Here is a 17,573-nt window from a genome sequence, read left to right on the forward strand (position 1 = left end):
TTCCACTGTCCGCCCACCGCTGGGTCAGCGGTGCCGGTGTCTTCGATGACGACGTCGTGGCCCGGCTCTGCCACGGGCCGGGCCACGACAGCGCGTTCATGGCCCGACATCCACGTGATCACTGAAGGGGGAAACGGTGGGACGCTGCGAGAAGCCCCTCGATCCGGCAGGCGGTCCCGTACAGCGATTCGCCCAGGCGCTGCGGCGGCTGCGCCAGGAGGCGGGCGGTCCGACGTACCGGGACATGGCGCGGGGGGTGGAGTACTCCGCCGCGGCCCTCTCCCGGGCGGCCTCCGGCGACACCCTGCCCTCGCTCGCCGTGGCGCTGGCCTATGTGACGGCCTGCGGCGCCGATCCGGCGGGCTGGGAGGAGCGCTGGCGTGAGGCGTCCCGGCAGGAAGCCGGTCAGGTCTGGGCCGACGACGAGGACGTCGTACCGCCGTTTCGGGGGCTCGCGCGGTACGAGCCCGATGACGCGGACCGGTTCTTCGGGCGCGACCGGCTCACGGACGAGCTGGTCCGGACGGCCCTGCGCCATCGCGTCACCGTGGTGCTCGGACCGTCCGGCAGCGGCAAGTCGTCCCTGCTGCGCGCCGGGCTGATCCCTCGATTACGCACCCTCGGTGAACCCGGCGTGCAGCCCGCCGCCGTCCGGATACTGACTCCCGGACCGCATCCCGTCCGCGACCACGAAAGCGTCTTCGTCCCGGACGACGCGGCGGGAGACACCTGGCTGATCGTGGACCAGTTCGAGGAGGTCTTCACCCTCTGCCACGACCTTGAGGAGCGGAATCGGTTCATCGCCCTGCTGACGGGGGCGCGCGATCCCGAGAGCCGACTGCGCGTGGTGCTGGGGGCGCGCGCGGACTTCTACAGCCACTGCCTCGAACACCCCGACCTGGCCGCCGTCGTCCACGAGGCGAGCCTGCCCGTCAGACCGCTCACACCCGCCGAGTTACGTGAAGTCATCCTCAAGTCCACGGCAGCCGAAGGGCTGATCGTCGAACGGGCCCTGACTGCCCGGGTGTTGGAGGAAGCGGCCGCCGAACCCGGCAGCCTGCCCCTGTTGTCGCACGCCCTGCTGGAGACCTGGCGCCGACGGCGTGGGCGGACGCTGTCCCTCCAGGCGTACGAACTGGCCGGGGGGCTGCACGGGGCTATCACCCAGAGCGCCGAGCACGCGTATGCCCAACTCCCGGACGGGCAGGCCCAGGTGGCCCGTCAGCTTCTGCTGCGGCTGATCACGCCCGGTGCCGGAACGCCCGACACGCGGCGCCCCGCCGCCCGCGAGGAGTTGGACGCCGTCGACCCCGTGCACGCCGGTCCTGTTCTCGAACATCTGGCCAGGGCCCGTCTGGTCGCTCTGGACCAGCGGAGCGTCGACCTGACTCACGAGGCCCTGATCACCGCCTGGCCGCGGCTGCGCCAGTGGATCGAGCGGGACCGCGACCGTCTGCGTTCCCACCGCCAACTCGCCGAAGCCGCCCAGGACTGGCACGACCTGGACCGGGACTCCGATGCCCTGCTGCGCGGCACCCGCTTGGCCCAGGCACAGACCGCGTTCGGGGCGGAAGGCCGGCGGATCGAACTCACCGCGCTCGAAGAGTCGTTTCTCACCGCGAGCCGGCACGCGCACCGCCGCACCCGCCGCATCCGAGGTGTGATCGCCTCCGCCCTGTCCGTCCTGGTGGTGCTCGCCCTGGTGGCGAGCGGCGTCGCCTGGCAGCAGGGGCGGGCCCGCGACCAGCAGCGCAGCCAGTCGGCGGCCCGCAGCGCCGCCGCGCTCGCGCAGAGCTACCTCCAGTCCGACCCGCAGACCGCCATGAGGCTGAGCCTCGCCGCCTGGAAGCTCGCGCACGTACCGGAGGCGCGCGCCGCCCTCGTGGCCGTCGCCTCCCGGCCGGACCAGGACACCGACGTATACGCCGACCCGGACTCCGACCCCGACACTCCCCGCTTCCTGGATCGGTACGGCCGTACGCTGACCACCTTCGTGGGCGGCGCCGCCGTGCGCCGCGACGTCGACAGCCATCGGGTGCTGTCCTCCGACCCTCTGATCGGCAAGGGGATGGACGTGAGCGCGGACGGCGGGACGGTGTTGCTCACCGGCCGGGCCGGTACCCGCCTGTGGCACCCCGGGCAGCCCGAGCGCGCCGGGCCCGCGCTGCCGGGATCCGTCCTGACCGCCGGCAGCTTCCAGGGCGACGGCCGAGCGCTGGTGCTCACCGACTCGTACGACACTCCGTCCATCCAGGTGTGGGACGTCGCCGACCAGCGCCTGCTGTTCAAGAACACGGCCGGGCATCCGCTGGACGCCCGCCGGACGGCGGTCAGTTCGGACGAGCGCCTCCTCGCGGTGTGCCCGGCGGGCGCGTCGCTCGAAGTGTGGGACATGGCGGCGAAACGAACGCTGCCTCTGCCCCGCTCCCTTGATGCGTACGCCCGGTGCCCCGGCAGCGGCGACTTCCACCGTATGCGGTTCACTCCCGACGGGCGGGGTCTGACCCTGATGAACAGCACGGGTGTCCGTACCTGGAATCTCACCACGGGTCGTCAAGAGCTCACCATCGGGCAACAGGGCCTGAGGGACGCCGAGTTCAGTGACGACGGACGGCTCCTCGCGGCGGCGACCGGGAGCGAGATCCTGATGTGGCGGACCGCCGCCCCGTCGCGGCCCGTCTTCCGCTACCGGCTGGTGGACGAGGAGGCCCGAAGCCTGCGACTGGACGTCGGCCGCGGTCTTCTGCGCTTTGTCGGCGGCCGCAAGAACGGGGCGGTCCGGTCGCTGGATGTGCGCGGCATCGTGCGTGCGACAGCAGTCAAAGACCCGGTCGAGAACGCGGTGTTCAGCCAAGACGTCCGCATGCTGGCCACCTCGGTGCGCCACGGCTCCCGACGGGCGTTCCAGCTCCGTGACGGGGCGAGCGGAAAGGTCGTCGCCGAGCTTCCGTCCCAACCCTGCCCGGCGGATACCGAGGTCTGTGTCGGACGGATGGCATTCAGCGCGGATGGCCGGACGCTCGCCTACGGGGTGCTGACCTGGGAGCAGCCGCGTCCCCGCCAGGAGATCACGCTGTACGACGTGACGACGCGCCGTACCAAGGCCGTCGTGAACCTCACGTCACCCGGGAAGCCCCGCCAGCGGACACTGGACATCGCCCTGGACCCGTCGGGAAAGACCCTGCTGGCCATCCGTGAGACCGGCGAGGACCGGGCCCTCGAACTCTGGAACACCCACGACGGCAAGTTGACCAAGGTGGCCGACGGCCCCGGGTACTCCTTCCTGGTCCCTCCGACCGAGAACCAGGCCGTCACGAGGGGCGGTTACGTCACCGACCTGACGACCGGACACACCAGCGTGCATCCACACGCCCCGGACATGCTGTCCCTCGCCGCGTCCGGCGGAGGGCTGATGGCTGCGGGGACCGAGTACCCGCGAGTCACCGTGTGGGACGAGAACGCACGGCGGCACATGAAGCCGTTCTCGGTGACCGCCGACGACACTCAGCCGACGAGCGAGGGGTCGGCAGATATCACGGCCCTCGCCCTGTCCCGCGACGGCCACGTCCTGGCGGCGGCCGACTCGGACGGATCGTTGCAGCTGTGGGACACCCAGACCCAACGCCCCTTCAGCGCGGCCCTGGCCACCGGCGGAGACGTCATCCAATCCCTCGCCTTCAGCCCGGACGGCAGCGCCCTGTACGCCGCGGGCCGGCTCACCCCGTGGCATTCCTATCCGCTCGCCGCCCAGGCCCTCTCCGCCGATCTCTGCCGACGAGTCCATCGGGACTTCAGCAGAGAGGAATGGCGGAAGCTGATCCCCGAAGCCTCCTATCGCAAGCTCTGCTGATGCCTGGTACCACGCGTCAGCTCATGCCGATGAACGCCGCGACGCCGAAACCGATGGCGGCGAAGCACAGCCCCACGAAGGTCAGGATCACCATCACCCCGCCGAAGAGGCAGGTGACGACTCCCATGCCGGGCGTGGCTTCCGCCGCCATCGCCCGGTCGGGACGCTCCGGCAGATACCGCACCGGCACGACGTCCCCCGCCACATACGGATGCCGGGAGACGACTTCGGCCCGCGCGTCCCGGCCGTCCACGGTCCGGAACGCGACGATCAGACGCCGCTGACTGGAGGTCGGCATGTCGGGCGAATGGCGATGCACCATGTACGTCTCCAGGCAGCGGGCCTCCGCCACGTGCCCCTCGCGGAAGAGCCGCTTGTACTCGGAGCTCTTCCGGGCGCCCAGGACGAGCATTCCGATCCCGAAGGCGGCGAAGAGGAGTCCGATCGAGCCGAACACCACCCCGAACGCCCCGCTCAAAGCCGACATGCTTCATCCCCCTGGTCATCCGAACCCACCCGACCCGGCAACACGTCTGGATCACCGGTGCTGGTGAAGATGGGTTGCCGGGGCAGGTGGTTCCCGTCAGACCCACAGAGGGGTGTCCGGGGCGAGCGCCGCCGCGATGCGCTCGGCGACCTGTCGGGCCAGGCCTGGGAACGCCGTGACCCGCCCGCCTCATCGCTTGAGGAACTCCGCGCACCGGTACGGTCCCAGGGCGGCGCCCTCCTTCGGCCGCATGGTCACCTCGACGTCGTCGGCCCTGGTCTTCGGGTCGAGTACGGACTGGGCGCGTGCCAGCGTGCACACCAGCTGGCCGGTGCCCTGGTCGCGCCCCGACATCGCATAGGGCTCTTCGAGGTGGATCGTGACGCGGTTGCCCGTTCCGGTCACCGTGTAGCCGCCGAGCTGGACGATCAGCGAGGTGAGCCCGTCGCGCCGCTCGGCGGGCGGCGGCCCCATGGCCAGCAGTTTCACCACCGCGTTGAGGTCCTTGACCTCCGTGTCGAGCAGCGGCACCCCGCGCAGTCCGCTGTCGGAGGCGAAGTACAGCCGCATCCCGCGCGTCAGCCCGGACGCGGGCTCGCCCGCGCCCACCACTCCGCTCGGCTGGACGCCGCAGCCCGCGAGGACGATCCCCGCGATCCCCAGCGCCGCGGCCACGGCTCCTCGGCGGGCCTTCACCCGGTGCCCCCTTCGGTGCGTCGTGCGGGCAGGCGCAGGGTGAACACCGCGCCGCCCCGCGGCCCGTCGGCCGCCTCGATCGTTCCGCCGTGCAGACGTGCGTTCTCCAGCGCGATCGCCGTGCCGAGGCCGCTGCCCTGTCCGCTGTCGTCGGCCGCGCCCCGCGTACGGGCCGCGTCCGCCTTGTAGAACCGGTCGAAGACCCGTTCCCGGGCCCCCGGCGGCAGCCCGGGGCCGTGGTCGGCGACCTCAAGCGTCAGCCACTCCCCGTCCGCGCCGGTCACCGTCCCCAGGGTCACGGTGACCGGCGGGGCCCCGTGCCGCAGAGCGTTGCCCACCAGGTTCGCCACGATCACGTCGATGCGGCGCCGGTCGACGACCGCCCGTACGCCCTCGGGCAGCTGCGCGTGCACCCGGTGCGTCCAGCCGCGCAGCGCGAGGGACGCCCGGACGGTGTCGGCGAGGTCGGTCTCGGCGGCGTTCAGCCGTGCCGCCTTGGCGTCGAAGCGGGAGATCTCCATCAGGTCCTCGACCAGCCGGGACAGCCGTGCCGTCTCCGCACCGACGGTACGGGCCGCCCGCGCCGCGTCCGGCGGCAGCTGGTCGGCGTCCTCCTCCAGGACGGTCGCCACCATCGTCATCGCCGCGAGGGGCGTGCGCAGCTCGTGCGACACGTCCGCGACGAAGCGCCGTGCCTTCGCCTCCTGCTCGCGCAGTTCCGCGTCGGAGGCCTGGAGCGCGTCGGCGGTCTCGTTGAACGTCCTTGCCAGGTCGGCGAGTTCGTCGTGCCCGGTGACGGCGACCCGGCTGCCGAGGTCTCCGGTCGCGAGCTCACGGGTGGCCCGGCTCAGCTTGCGTACCGGGCGAAGGACCGTTCCCGCGGCCAGCAGCGCCAGGACGGCGGCCAGCAGCACCACCGGTGCGGTGCCCGCCCGTACGGAGTCGAGCAGGGCGGCCGTGTCGTCGCGCTCGGCCCGCAGGTCGGTGATCGCGTACACCTCCAGGCCGGAGGTGCGGTGGTCCCCGTCGGCGTACGTCACGGGCATGCCGACGGTCAGATAGGGCTCTCCGCGCCACATCACCCGCTGGAACCGGGCCCCCTTGCCGGTGTGCACGGCGGCGCGCAGCTCGGTGCCGATCCGGCCCCGTGTGTCGGCGAGCGAGTCGGAGGCGGCGACGAGGTCCTGGTAGCGGGCGACCACCAGGCGGGCGCCGATGCCGTCCGAGACCGCCGTCGCGAAGCGGGACAGCGACCGCTGGTCGGGCGGCAGGTCGAAGTCGGCGGCGACCGTGGTGACCCGCTTGCGGAGGTCGTTCACGGCGGTGTTCTGGGTGCGCTGGAGGACGGCGGTGCGGGCGTCCCGGTAGGCGAGGGCGGTCGCGGTCACCGCGCTGATGAGGGCGACGACGACGAAGGTGACGACGAGCCGGGTGCGCAGCCCGCCGATGAGCCGCCGGGAGCGCCGCTTGGCGGTGGCGCGCCCGCTCCCCGCCGTGCGGTTCGCCGTGGGCCTGCCCGTGTCCGTACGGCTCACAGCGGCCCGAAGCGGTAACCGAAGCCCCGCACGGTCTGGACGTACCGGGGCTTCGCCGGTACGTCCTCCAGCTTGGACCGCAGCCGTGCGACCGCCGCGTCCACCAGCCGGGAGTCGCCCAGGAAGGTGTGGTCCCAGATGGATTCGAGGAGCTGCTCACGGCTGAAGACCCGGCCGGGGGAGGACGACAGCTCAAGGAGCAGCCGCAGCTCGGAGGGCGGCAGCGCGACCGGGACGCCGTGCTTGGTGACGGTCAGCCCGGCGCGGTCGATCACCAGCCCCGCGAGGTCGTCGGCCTCACGCGCCTGCCCGGACGGTTCCGCGCGCCGCAGCGCGGCCCGGATGCGGGCTTCGAGGACGGGTGCGGTGACCGGCTTGACCACGTAGTCGTCGGCGCCCGCCTCCAGGCCCGTCACGATGTCCGAGTCGTCGCCGCGCGCGGTCAGCATGATGACGGGCAGGGTCGCCGAGCGGGCACGGATGCGGCGGCACACCTCGAAGCCGTCCATGCCGGGCAGCATCAGGTCCAGTACGGCCAGCTCGATCCGCGCGCCGCCCTCCTCGGCGAGCAGGGCGAGGGCCTGTTCGCCGGTGGCGGCGGTGTCCACGCCGTACCCGTGCCGGCGCAGCACGAGCTCCATTCCGTCCCGTACGGACGCGTCGTCCTCGATGAGCAGCACATGCGGCATGGGGCCGATTATGACCATGCCGGGGCCGCTTCCGCCTCCTCCGTATGGGGGCGGAGGCGCAGGTCGGAGGCATTGTTACGTTCCCATCACATGGCCATGGGCGGGCCATCATCTGCGCTGGCGAACGTGAAGCACATGAGCTTTCTCAGGACGAACAGGATGAAGCGGCGCAATGTTCACGTATCTGCCGCAGCGCGCATGACCGCCCTCGTGGCCGTGCCCGTCATCGCCCTCTGCGGTGCCTGCGGCGGCGGTGACGGCAGCGCAGGCGCGGGGAAGAAGGGTGACGCGATCGCCGACGTACCCGACGCGCCGGCCGCGAGCACCCCCAAAGCGGAGAGCACGCGGCCCGCGGGCAAGAGCGCCTTCTACGACGCGCAGATGAAATACGTCCAGTGCATGCGGGTCAAGGGCGGCTACAAGGACTTCCCCGACCCCAAGCTCAGCGGCTATCTGGACTGGGCGAAGGTCAACGCGATCGGCTCCCGGCCCGGCCGCAACGACGGCATCAAGGGCGGCAAGAACGGCGCGTGCGTCGGTGAGCTCCAGGCCGCCATGAACGCCGAGCCCAAGCGCGACCAGCAGAAGGCGTACGAGTCGATGCTCGCGCACGCCCAGTGCATGCGGGACCACGGTGTCTCCAAGTTCACCAACCCCACCATGAGCGGCGGCAACGCCCAGCCGGGCGGCGACCCGGACCCGGTGTCCCGCTCCATCGACACCGAGTCGCCCTCGTACAAGCAGGCCCGCAAGGCGTGCGAGTCGAAGCTGCTCGACGGTCTGGACGGCATGCAGTGACGCGCCGCACCGCCTTCCTCGCGCTCGGCGCGGCGGCCGTCGCCGCGTCGGTCACCGGGGGAGCCCTGCTCTTCGGCGACGGCGGTGACGCGGGCGCCTCCGCGAAGGGCGGCGACCTGCCGCCCGCCACGGCGAAGGTCGTCCGCACCGACCTCGTGCTGTCCAAGACGGTCGACGGCAAGCTCGACTTCGCGCAGCGCCGCGCCGTCAAATCCGCCGCCGAGGGCACGGTCACCGTGGCCGCCTCCGAAGGCAGAACGGTGAAGAGGGGACAGGCGCTGTACGAGCTGAACGACAAGCCCGTCACCCTCCTCTACGGACCCGTCCCGATGTTCCGCGAGATGAAGGCGGGCGACCGGGGCAGTGACGTCCTCCAACTGGAGCGCAATCTGCGCGAGTTGGGGTACGGGGCCGGGCTCTATGTCGACACGGAGTACGACAAGTACACCGAGGCCGCCGTCAAGCGGTGGCAGAAGTCCCTGAACCGGGAGAGCAGCGGCAGGGTCGGCAAGGGCGATGTCGTCTTCCAGCCCGGCCAGGTCAAGGTGGTCTCCGCCGACGCGGTGCTCGCCGACCAGGTCGCCCCGGGCGGAACGGTGGTGACCATCGCCGCCACCCAGCCCGTCGTACGGGCGCAACTGGAGCAGACCGACGGCGCGCTCACCTCCAAGAACACCAAGGTCGAGGTCACTCTGCCGAGCGGGAGGACCGTGACGGGGCGGGTCGCCGGGACGGTGCGCCCCGAGGGGCCCGACGCCGGGAGTGCGAGCGCGCAGAAGGGCATCACGGTCGAGATCGTGCTGGACGGCGGTGCGGGCGCCGTGTCCGGCGAGGACGCCAAGGCGTCGGCGAGCGTGAAGTTCGTCAGCGAGGCACACAAGGGAGTCCTCGCCGTCCCCGTCGAGGCGGTCGTCGCCCTGCGCGGCGAGAACGGCGGCTACGGCCTCCAGATCGTGCAAGGCACCACCTCGAAGATGGTGCGGGTGGAGACGGGCATGACCGCCGACGGGCGGATCGAGGTCTCGGGCCCGGACGTGCGCGAGGGCGTGCTGGTCGGAGTGGCGGCGTCATGACGCGGTCCCCCGTGATCGAACTCCGGGACGCCACCAAGTCGTACCCCGGCGGCGTCCACGCCCTGCGCGGAGTGAACCTCACCGTCGCAGAGGGCGAACTGGTCGCCGTGGTGGGCCCGTCCGGCTCCGGCAAGTCCACCATGCTCAACGTCATGGGCACCCTCGACCGGCCCACCACGGGGACCGTCAAGGTCGCCGGGTACGACGTGTCCGAGCTCTCCGACTCCCGGCTCTCCGCACTGCGCGCCCGCCACATCGGCTTCGTCTTCCAGCACTTCCATCTGGCGGCGGGGCGCGACGCGGTGGACAACGTCGCCGACGGGCTGCTGTACGCGGGCGTACCGCTGAGGGAACGGCGCGCGCGGGCCCGGGAAGCGCTCGCCGAGGTGCGTCTGGACCACCGCTTCTCGCACACGCCCAACGAGCTGTCCGGCGGCGAGAAGCAGCGCGTGGCCATCGCCCGCGCCCTGGTGGGAGAGCCCCGGCTGCTCCTCGCGGACGAACCGACCGGCGCGCTGGACACCGCGTCCGGTGAGATCGTCATGGAGCTGCTGCACGAGCTGAACGCGTCCGGCACCACCATCTGCGTGATCACCCATGACCACGCGATCGCGGACTCGCTGCCGCGCCGGGTCCGCTTCAAGGACGGCGAGATCGTCTCGGACTCCCGGACCACGTCTCTCACGGGGGAAGTCCGCCGATGAAGAACGACCTCAAGCCCTCCGACCTCAAGCCCTCCCGTCTCACCCCCGGTGACATCCTCCGCGTCGGCGCAGTGGGCCTGTTCGCGCGGCGGGCGCGCGTGGTGCTCTCGGCGCTCGGCATCGCCCTCGGCATCGCGACCATGGTCGCGGTCGTCGGCCTGTCCGAGTCGAGCCGCGCGGACCTGATGGCCCGGCTCGACCGCCTCGGCACCAACCTCCTCACCGCCGAGGCGGACGACGACGGTACGGGCCGGCCGGTCAAGCTCCCCAAGAACGCGGTCGCGATGGTCGAGCGCATCGGCCCGGTGCGGCACGCCACCGCCACCGCCAACGTCGACGCCCGCGTCCGCCGCAGCGACGTGGTCCCCGAGGAGCGCACCGCCGGCGTCACCACCCAGGCCGCCCGCCTCGACCTGCTGTCCGCGCTCGGCGGCGAGGTCGACAGGGGCGTGTGGCTGACCGCGGCCGGCGAACGCCTCCCGACGACGGTCCTCGGCGCGGTGGCGGCGGACCGCCTAGGCATCACCCGTACCGGCGAGACGATCATGATGAACGACATACGGGTGGTCGTCGTCGGCATCCTCAAACCCATCGAACTGGTCCCCACCCTGGACCGGGTGGCCCTGGTCGGATTCCCCGCCGCCGAGCGCTACTTCGGCTTCGACGGCCACCCCACGACCGTCTTCGAGCGGTCCACGGACGCCTCGGTGGAGGACGTACGGGCGGTGCTCGCCCGCAGCATCAACCCCGGCAGCCAGGCGGGCATCAAGGTCTCCCGCCCCTCGGACGCACTGGCCGCCAAGGCCGCCACCGACGAGGGCCTGACGACCCTGATGCTCGGCCTGGGCGCGGTGGCCCTCCTGGTCGGCGGGGTGGGCGTCGCCAACACCATGGTCATCTCCGTTCTGGAACGCCGCCAGGAGATCGGCCTGCGCCGCTCGTTGGGCGCGACCCGGGGTGCGATCCGCCTCCAGTTCCTGACGGAGTCGCTGCTGCTGTCGGGCCTGGGCGGGGCGACGGGCGCCCTGCTGGGCGCGACGGCGACGTACGGGTTCGCCCGGGCCCAGGGGTGGACGACGGTGGTCCCGCCCTGGGCCCTGGCGGGCGGCCTGGCCGCCACCCTCGTGATCGGCGTGATCGCGGGCCTCTATCCGGCGATCCGCGCCTCGCGTCTGCACCCGACGGTGGCTCTGCACGCGACGTGAGGGGCGGCTCGCGGGGCGCCGGTCCGCACAGCGGAACGGAGCTTGGTCGCGCGCTACCGCCCAGCGGATCGCCCTGGCGATTCCGGCCGGTGTCGACGTCCAGGACCCGAAACTGTTCCCCGACGTGCCCGCGCTCAACGGTGCGTTCCTGGAACACGACACCAACATCAGCCGTCAGTACGTCGGCAGGGTGCTGAGCGGTCTCGGCACGCAGACGATCTCGTTCGTGGCGCCACCGGCCCAGGGCAACCGCGAGTTGTTCCTGGTCGGCAAGGGCGCGGGCGGGCGCACCTGGGCCGTCGTACCGTTCGCCAAGACCGCGTCGGGCGATGCCGACAACGTCCAGGTCATGCCCGCGCCGACAGGGGGCTCGCGCGTGGTGACGGGTCGGCCGCTGCCCGGCTTCACGGGCACACTCCCGTACGCCAGCGAGTCGTTCGGCTCTACCAGCCGCTGCTCGGCTGGCGCTCCCAGCGTACGGTCGCCCGCTTCCTCGACGGGATCGCGCGCGCCGACGAGGACCTGCGGACCCTGGTGTCCCAGCAGGTCACCGCGGACGCGGCGGTCTCCGACGGCGGGATCGTCCACCTCGGAGCGGCCGAGGCGGCGGACGATCTGTCGCTCACCGTGCGCACCGGTACCGCACTCGCCGCCAAGCCCTACAGCCCGCTGATCGACTCCGTGCTCGCCGACCTGCTCCAGCAGCGGGTCAAGGGCAAGGACCTGCGCGACCCCGCCGTCTGGCTCCTGCTGCTGAAGCGCACGGCGCTGGACACGATGCTCGCCACCGAGGTCACCCCCGAGCTGTTCCGGCGCACCGCCGCGACCACCGACCCCGCACGCCGCAAGGCACTGCTGCAGACCCTCGCCCGACCCTGGTGGAGCGCACCGTGGAGACCAGCCTGGAGACCACGGACAAGGAAGAGGCCACCGGCACGTTCGCGCTTCCGGTGGACGGGTACATCAGCTCCACCGGCCACGCCGGCGGCTTCTGGCTGTGCGACGTCCCGCTGCACCCGAAGGACGGTTACACCTACCTGGAGCACGGCGCCCTGAAGTGGGTCAGCGGCGGCTCGCTCAGCGTCAACATCGTGGTCAACCGTACGGACAACGCGGGAGGCGTCCCGGACGGCACACCCCTGCCGAAGGCGCCCAGCCTGTCCGTGTACGTCACCCAGGGCCACGGCAAGGGCGGCGAACAGCTCCAGTTCTCGATCACGGTGAAGTACACACCGACCCCGGACAAGAGGAAGGAGATCGAGGACCGCAACGCGGCGCTGGTCAAGGAACGCACCCTGGAACTGGACCGGTTGCAGCGCGGGGCCTATATGAAGGCGGCCATCGAGCGCATCGACGCGGCGAGCCGCGTGGAGCCCCGCGGCTATGACGTCCTGTGCGAGGAGGAGCGGGGACCACAGCCACCCGGTGTTCGCCCCCGAGCTCGACGCGCTCGCCGACCCCGCCGGCCGCCCCCGTCAAGGTGCGCCGACGGCTGCCCGTCCCCGTCGTCGAGTCGCTCCGGCGCAAGCCCGCCGGTCTGGACGAGCACGTCGTGGGCTGGTCCGACAAGCAGGACGTGCTCCGCGAGGACAACTGCTACATCACCGGGTCCTCCGCCCCGGCCCGGATGGGCAGTTCACTGGGGTGGCTCATGCAACTCGACGCCGACCACCAGCGCAACGCGTTCCTGAACGCCCCGTGGGTCAAGGCCGTGATGCCCATCCGGCCCGGCAAGGAGCTGGCCGCGCTCAACTGGCTGAGCGACACCGGCATCGAGGGATCGGAAGGGCTCGACGACCTGTACCAGCCGGCCTCGGCGGGCGAGAGCGGCAAGATCCTCGGAAAACTGCGCGCCTACCCGTGGTCGGACCCGAACCTCGTCCTCCGCTACCGCAACCTCGACCCGGCCGCGCTCACCGTACGCGACGTCCTGCGGTACGTGGCCATCAGCGTGGTCGAGAAGCACCAGAACGGCCAGGAGGTGGTCACCGAACGCCTGGAGGACGGCATCACCCTCAACTACCTGCCGCCGGACAAGGTGTACGAGCATGGCTTCTACCCGGACGACGAGGTGAGGAACAGCAAGGCCGCCGGATACCCCACGGGCTGGGGAACGGCGCAGGTGCAGGAAGCATTCAGAAGGCTGGGGGTGGGGGGTGAGGCGGCGTTCCTGTACCGGCTGACCTTCCAGGACATCGGTGCCTCAGCGCCGCTCGTGGGCATCCAGGCCGGTGCCTATGTGGCCGTGGTGAAGATCGACAAGTTCCGGCTGGTGTTCAAACGGGACAAGGACGGCGGCCGCGTGTACGACAAGAACGGGCAGCCCGTCACCGAGGATCCGGTCTCCGTTCCGTGGGCGGGCAACCACCCGGTGTTCGCCGGGGTGGCCGGGGGGCTTGCGGCCGATGTGGGCCTCAAGAGTGCCCTCAGGGCGTCGCGGGAAAACCCGGTCTCGGCGTCGCGGATCTCGGGAAGCTCGACTTCCGGTCGGAACTGGATCTGTCCGATTCCGCGGACTTCGCCGGTGCCCGGATCGTCGTCGCCTCGACCACGGTGGGCAAGGGAAGCTGGGAAACCTGGGACAGGGAAACCTCTCCGACAGCGCGCTGTGGCAGCTCTACCTGCCCGGGCACGGCTGGATGCACGCCATCACCGAGGCGGATCACCTCTCCGGACCCAAGATCCCGTTCAACTGGGGAGCGTTGCTGACCCCAGGAGGAACCGGGCTCCGAGACCAACGGCAGGATGCGGTTCGAGCGCGATCTGGCCGAGGTCCGGGCCGTGGTCGAGGCGTACGGACCGGCCCCCGTGCTGCTGGCGTTCACCTCCCCGGAGGGAACGGAGGCGCACAACGACGTACTCTCCGAGAACCGGGCCGTGGCCGTCGGGCAGGCCATCGTCGACGCGCTCGGCCCGCACATCGCCCGCGACGGATTCGTGGTGTCCGCCCACGGCGAGTACCCCGCCAGGGCCCAGGGCGACCTCACGATCCACGGCATCCCGCTGACCGGGGGAGGCCTGCCCGATCCGGAGAAGTATCCGACCCGGGACGACTTCTACCGATCGGCCGACGGCCCCACCGCCAAGGAGTGGCCGCGCTGGCGACGGGTCGACCTGTTCGTGGAGGGCACCCTGGTGACGAGGGTGCTGGGGCGCGACTCCACGCCGTGACGCGGTGCTGTGAGCCACCAGGTGGCGCCGGTCGACCCCCTGCTCCCGTCAGTGCGTTGCCGATGTGGTCGCCCAGCGGGGACAGCCAGTCGGGCCGTGCGTTGCCGAGGAGGTGGTCGCCGTGGGGGACGGATAGGTAGGTGCCGTGCGGCGCCGGCCGGGCCAGGGACTCGCCGTTCGTCACGCCTGGGATGACGTCCTGGCCGCCGTCGACGACCAGGAGCGGGGCGGCGATACCGAGGCCGGACAGCGTTTGCTCGCACCGGCCCGGCAGACTCTGGCCGCCGCCGCGGTGGCGGCGGCGGCGATCGGCACGGACCGCCCGCTGCGCGTCGACGTCTGGGGCCACCTCTACGCGCCGATGCGGACGCTGGCCCAAGTTGCCGGGCGGGCCGGGGAGTTGGTGCTCGGGCACGGCCGCGATCTGCCGTCGGTGACGGCGGCGCTGCTGCACAGCGACATCGACGCCGCCTTCGGCCGGGTCCACCCTCCGCTGCACACGGGCCTCGCACACCGTCTCGTCCGCCTGTGCCCCTGCCGCACATCCCCGGGCTGCGGTCCGTACCCCTGGTCGAACCCACACCGCTGTACGCCTGGTCACTGCTGTGGCGCACCGGCAACGGACACCCGGGACCGGAGAGCCTCACCGCCGCCTGCGCGGCGGAGGCGGCGCGGAGCCGCTGGCTGGAGTACGACCCGGCGCACGACTGGCTGCCGGAACCGCCCATGCGGGGCGAGCGGAACTGAGGCTCAGGCGCGGCGGCAGTGGAAGATGCCCCAGCGCAGGTGCCCGCGGTGGGCCGCGTCCACCCACAGCGGCAGGTTGGCGAGCAGACCGTCGACGTACGCGGGGCTGATGATCCGGCGCAGTTCGTGCTCCCGCCGGCTGGTCTCGGCGGTGAGGCGTTCGTAGTGGGTGAGGATCTGGCCGCTGCGGTCGTCGAAGTCGGTGCGGGACAGGCCGAGTCCGGCGAGCGTTTGGCGGTAGAGGTTCGGGGTGGCCAGGGCGTCCACGCCCAGCCGGGACACGGCGGGGCGCAGGGTGCGGGCGGGGACGTCCTCGGCGGCCATCAGATCGGTGAAGACGAGAGCCCCTTCCGGCTTGAGGACGCGTACGGCTTCGCTGAGCAGACGCGTGCGGTCGCCGCTGTGGCAGAACGCCTCCTGGGACCAGAGACGTCGAAGCGGCGGTCCGGGAAGGGGATGTCGTGGAAGGACCCCGTGACGACCTCGATCAGAGCGTCGAGGCCGCGCTCGGCGTTCGTGGCGCGATGGCGCTCGTTCTGGGATTCGCTGAGGTTGAGGGCGACGACGCGGCACCCGAAGCGTTCGGCCAGGTAGCGGGTGGCACCGCCGTAGCCGGACCCGAGGTCCAGCACCGTGCTGTCCGCGGCGAGCAGGCCGCTCACCTTGTCCGCGGCCTGCTCGACGGTGCGGCGCGAGGCCGTCGCGATGGACTCCTGGTCATGGGTGTAGATCCCGGTGTGGATGTCCTCGCCGCCCCACACGGCGTCGTAGAACGCGTCGACGTCGGCGGTGTCGTAGTAGCTGCGGGTCGCCTGCTCGGAACTCGATGCGCGGTCGTACGGCATGGGTGGTGCTCCTTGTGCCAGGTGCCGGTGCGGTTCTGTCGGTGCGGTTCTGCCGGTGCTGTTCAGAGACCACCTCAACGTACTCATCGCCGCCGTCACAGAGCGCGAACAAGCCAACCCGCGGCGTGGTCGTGCCGCACGGGAAGCGAAACGAGTGCGTCGACACCGATGACTTCCCCGGCCTCCCGCCGTCTTACTGGAGCAGACCGAAACGGCGAAGGCTCTGGGAGGAACACCATGAGGAAGATCACGGCCGGCGTTTTCATCTCGCTCGACGGCGTCGTGGAGGCGCCCGACCAGTGGCACTTCCCGTACTTCAACGACGAGATGGGTGCGGCGGTCGGCGCGATGCTCGCCGATGCCGACACCGTCCTGTTCGGCCGCAAGACCTACGACAGCTTCGCCGGGGCGTGGCCGGAGCGCGAGGCGGCCGGCGGCGAGGACGCGGGCTTCGCGAAGATGCTCGGCGACGCACGCAAGATCGTCGCGTCGAGCCGGAAGCTGGAGTTCACCTGGCGGAACTCCGAGCAGCTCGAAGGCGACCTCGTCGACGCCGTCACCGCCCTGAAGGACGAGCCGGGCGGCGACATCGCCCTCAGCGGCTCGATCTCGGTCATCCGCCAGCTGCTGGCGGCCGGACTCCTGGACGAGCTGCACCTGCTGGTGCACCCGCTCGCCGTACGCAAGGGCATGCGCCTGTTCGACGAGGGCGAGCCCGCCGTCCCGCTGAGGCTGATCTCGTCCGAGGCGTTCCAGACCGGAGTGCTGAACCTGGTCTACGGCCCGGCCGAACAGAAGCCCGAGGGCACCTACGAGGACGCCAAGGCTCACATCCCGCAGACTGAGCAGTAGCGATGCCGGTGCCGTGGCCGTACCGGGCTTGGTCGGCCCGGTACGGCGCTGGCCGACGACTTCCCCCGTAGCCGGTAGCAGCCCTAGACCGGCGGAACCAACTTGAAGTAGCGGTCGAGGAGTGCGGCATCGCCGCGGACTTCCAGGCCGTCCAGGGGGATGCGGTGCCAGAGGAACAGCATCAAGTCCGATGCGGTGGCGGTCAGTTCGACGTCACAGCAGCCGCTGCCCGCGTTGAGCAGGACCTCGTCCGGGTCGGTCTGCACGATCCAGATGAGGGAGCCGTCCGACTGCCTGAAGCGGAGCCGCTCGCCCGCTCCGGGCGGCGCCTTGCGCCTGGCCCGGCGGGCGGGGGCCATCACCTCGAAGGTGTGGGTGACGGCGTCCATGGCCAGTCGCCTCTCCATCGGCCCGGGAGTGCCGATCGCGTTCTCCGCGTCCCAGCGGTGCACGGCCGCCTCGATGGTCTGCATCCGCTGCCAGAACCCCACGGACTGCTCCCGCGACCAGGTCCACACGTGCTCGGCCGGATCGCAGGTGGCCAGCAGGTTCCCCAGCGCGGTGGCCCCTTCCCCGAACCAGTCGATGAGCTCCGGCGGAAACGGGCCGCGGTGCGGGGCGTTCTCCGGGAGCGGCCAATTCGCGCGTACGGGTGGGAGGTTCAGGTAGGAGAGGTCGGCCGTTTCCGGCTGCTGTCGGCGCCTCTCGGCGATGACGTCGATCACGTATCGGTGCACCGAGCCCAGATGAAACGTCAGGTCGGCCATCGACCATCCGGGGCAGGACGGCACCAGGGGCACCCCATCGCTCCCCGCTTCCAGTGACGCCGTGCGGATCGCGGCGTCGAACGCCTGGATCTCGTGGCGGAACTGCGCAACGTAGTCCATGGCCCCTAGTCTGGCGCCCGTCCCCACAGGCACA

Annotated in this window: 17 protein-coding genes; 9 read left to right on the forward strand and 8 right to left on the reverse strand. The window is 71.4% G+C overall.

Annotation, left to right across the window (positions count from 1 at the left end; all coding sequences use genetic code 11):
* Positions 1-136 precede the first annotated feature (136 nt).
* Positions 137-3,850 (forward strand): hypothetical protein, encoded by a 3,714-nt coding sequence (locus QIY60_RS29440; RefSeq protein ID WP_283145207.1) that lies wholly within the window; start codon positions 137-139, stop codon positions 3,848-3,850.
* Between the two features lie 16 nt (positions 3,851-3,866).
* Here the strand turns inward: QIY60_RS29440 and QIY60_RS29445 are convergent, their stop codons facing one another.
* From QIY60_RS29445 to QIY60_RS29460, 4 genes are all read right to left on the reverse strand, one after another.
* The gene (locus tag QIY60_RS29445) at positions 3,867-4,337 is read right to left on the reverse strand and encodes a DUF3592 domain-containing protein (RefSeq protein WP_283145208.1); all 471 of its coding nucleotides are present in this window, start codon (positions 4,335-4,337) and stop codon (positions 3,867-3,869) included.
* Between the two features lie 189 nt (positions 4,338-4,526).
* Complete coding sequence (locus QIY60_RS29450) at positions 4,527-5,012, reverse strand: hypothetical protein (RefSeq protein ID WP_283145209.1); 486 nt, start codon at positions 5,010-5,012, stop codon at positions 4,527-4,529.
* 17 nt (positions 5,013-5,029) lie between these two features.
* Positions 5,030-6,481, reverse strand: a complete 1,452-nt coding sequence (locus tag QIY60_RS29455; RefSeq protein WP_283146115.1) for a HAMP domain-containing sensor histidine kinase — start codon at positions 6,479-6,481, stop codon at positions 5,030-5,032.
* An 83-nt stretch (positions 6,482-6,564) separates the two neighbouring features.
* Positions 6,565-7,257: a response regulator transcription factor gene (locus tag QIY60_RS29460; protein WP_283145210.1), complete on the reverse strand. Its 693-nt coding sequence runs from the start codon at positions 7,255-7,257 to the stop codon at positions 6,565-6,567.
* 198 nt (positions 7,258-7,455) lie between these two features.
* On the opposite strand from QIY60_RS29460, the gene QIY60_RS29465 reads away from it, so the two are divergent.
* From QIY60_RS29465 to QIY60_RS29480, 4 genes are read left to right on the forward strand one after another with little or no spacing between them, the layout of a single operon-like run.
* Complete coding sequence (locus QIY60_RS29465) at positions 7,456-8,055, forward strand: hypothetical protein (RefSeq protein WP_283145211.1); 600 nt, start codon at positions 7,456-7,458, stop codon at positions 8,053-8,055.
* On the forward strand, positions 8,052-9,128 hold the full coding sequence (locus tag QIY60_RS29470) for a peptidoglycan-binding domain-containing protein (RefSeq protein WP_283145212.1): 1,077 nt from the start codon (positions 8,052-8,054) through the stop codon (positions 9,126-9,128). The genes QIY60_RS29465 and QIY60_RS29470 overlap by 4 nt, the downstream gene beginning before the upstream one ends.
* Positions 9,125-9,832, forward strand: a complete 708-nt coding sequence (locus tag QIY60_RS29475; protein WP_283145213.1) for an ABC transporter ATP-binding protein — start codon at positions 9,125-9,127, stop codon at positions 9,830-9,832. The genes QIY60_RS29470 and QIY60_RS29475 overlap by 4 nt, the downstream gene beginning before the upstream one ends.
* Entirely contained in the window at positions 9,829-11,037 is a 1,209-nt protein-coding gene (locus tag QIY60_RS29480; protein ID WP_283145214.1) for an ABC transporter permease, read from the forward strand. Before QIY60_RS29475 ends, QIY60_RS29480 begins: the two co-directional genes overlap by 4 nt.
* Before the next feature lie 174 nt (positions 11,038-11,211).
* On the opposite strand, the gene QIY60_RS29485 is transcribed toward QIY60_RS29480, so the two are convergent.
* Complete coding sequence (locus tag QIY60_RS29485; RefSeq protein WP_283145215.1) at positions 11,212-11,445, reverse strand: hypothetical protein; 234 nt, start codon at positions 11,443-11,445, stop codon at positions 11,212-11,214.
* 482 nt (positions 11,446-11,927) lie between these two features.
* Between QIY60_RS29485 and QIY60_RS29490 the strand changes: the two genes are divergently transcribed.
* The 3 genes from QIY60_RS29490 to QIY60_RS29500 all read left to right on the forward strand — a co-directional run bounded on the left by QIY60_RS29490 (position 11,928) and on the right by QIY60_RS29500 (position 14,955).
* On the forward strand, positions 11,928-12,728 hold the full coding sequence (locus QIY60_RS29490; protein ID WP_283145216.1) for a hypothetical protein: 801 nt from the start codon (positions 11,928-11,930) through the stop codon (positions 12,726-12,728).
* A gap of 1,054 nt (positions 12,729-13,782) precedes the next feature.
* Positions 13,783-14,208, forward strand: coding sequence for a hypothetical protein (locus QIY60_RS29495; RefSeq protein ID WP_283145217.1), 426 nt, complete (start codon positions 13,783-13,785; stop codon positions 14,206-14,208).
* A gap of 528 nt (positions 14,209-14,736) precedes the next feature.
* The gene (locus tag QIY60_RS29500) at positions 14,737-14,955 is read left to right on the forward strand and encodes a hypothetical protein (protein WP_283145218.1); all 219 of its coding nucleotides are present in this window, start codon (positions 14,737-14,739) and stop codon (positions 14,953-14,955) included.
* A 3-nt stretch (positions 14,956-14,958) separates the two neighbouring features.
* Here the strand turns inward: QIY60_RS29500 and QIY60_RS29505 are convergent, their stop codons facing one another.
* Positions 14,959-15,279 (reverse strand): hypothetical protein, encoded by a 321-nt coding sequence (locus QIY60_RS29505; RefSeq protein ID WP_283146155.1) that lies wholly within the window; start codon positions 15,277-15,279, stop codon positions 14,959-14,961.
* Positions 15,279-15,800, reverse strand: a complete 522-nt coding sequence (locus QIY60_RS29510) for a methyltransferase domain-containing protein (protein WP_349253967.1) — start codon at positions 15,798-15,800, stop codon at positions 15,279-15,281. Before QIY60_RS29510 ends, QIY60_RS29505 begins: the two co-directional genes overlap by 1 nt.
* Before the next feature lie 237 nt (positions 15,801-16,037).
* On the opposite strand from QIY60_RS29510, the gene QIY60_RS29515 reads away from it, so the two are divergent.
* Positions 16,038-16,652, forward strand: coding sequence for a dihydrofolate reductase family protein (locus tag QIY60_RS29515; RefSeq protein WP_283145219.1), 615 nt, complete (start codon positions 16,038-16,040; stop codon positions 16,650-16,652).
* Between the two features lie 83 nt (positions 16,653-16,735).
* Here QIY60_RS29515 and QIY60_RS29520 read toward each other — a convergent pair whose 3' ends face one another.
* Complete coding sequence (locus QIY60_RS29520) at positions 16,736-17,539, reverse strand: maleylpyruvate isomerase family mycothiol-dependent enzyme (RefSeq protein WP_283145220.1); 804 nt, start codon at positions 17,537-17,539, stop codon at positions 16,736-16,738.
* Between the last annotated feature and the right edge of the window lie 34 nt (positions 17,540-17,573).

The organism is Streptomyces sp. BPTC-684 (assembly GCF_030028635.1).
In the GTDB taxonomy this organism is placed as follows: domain Bacteria; phylum Actinomycetota; class Actinomycetes; order Streptomycetales; family Streptomycetaceae; genus Streptomyces; species Streptomyces noboritoensis.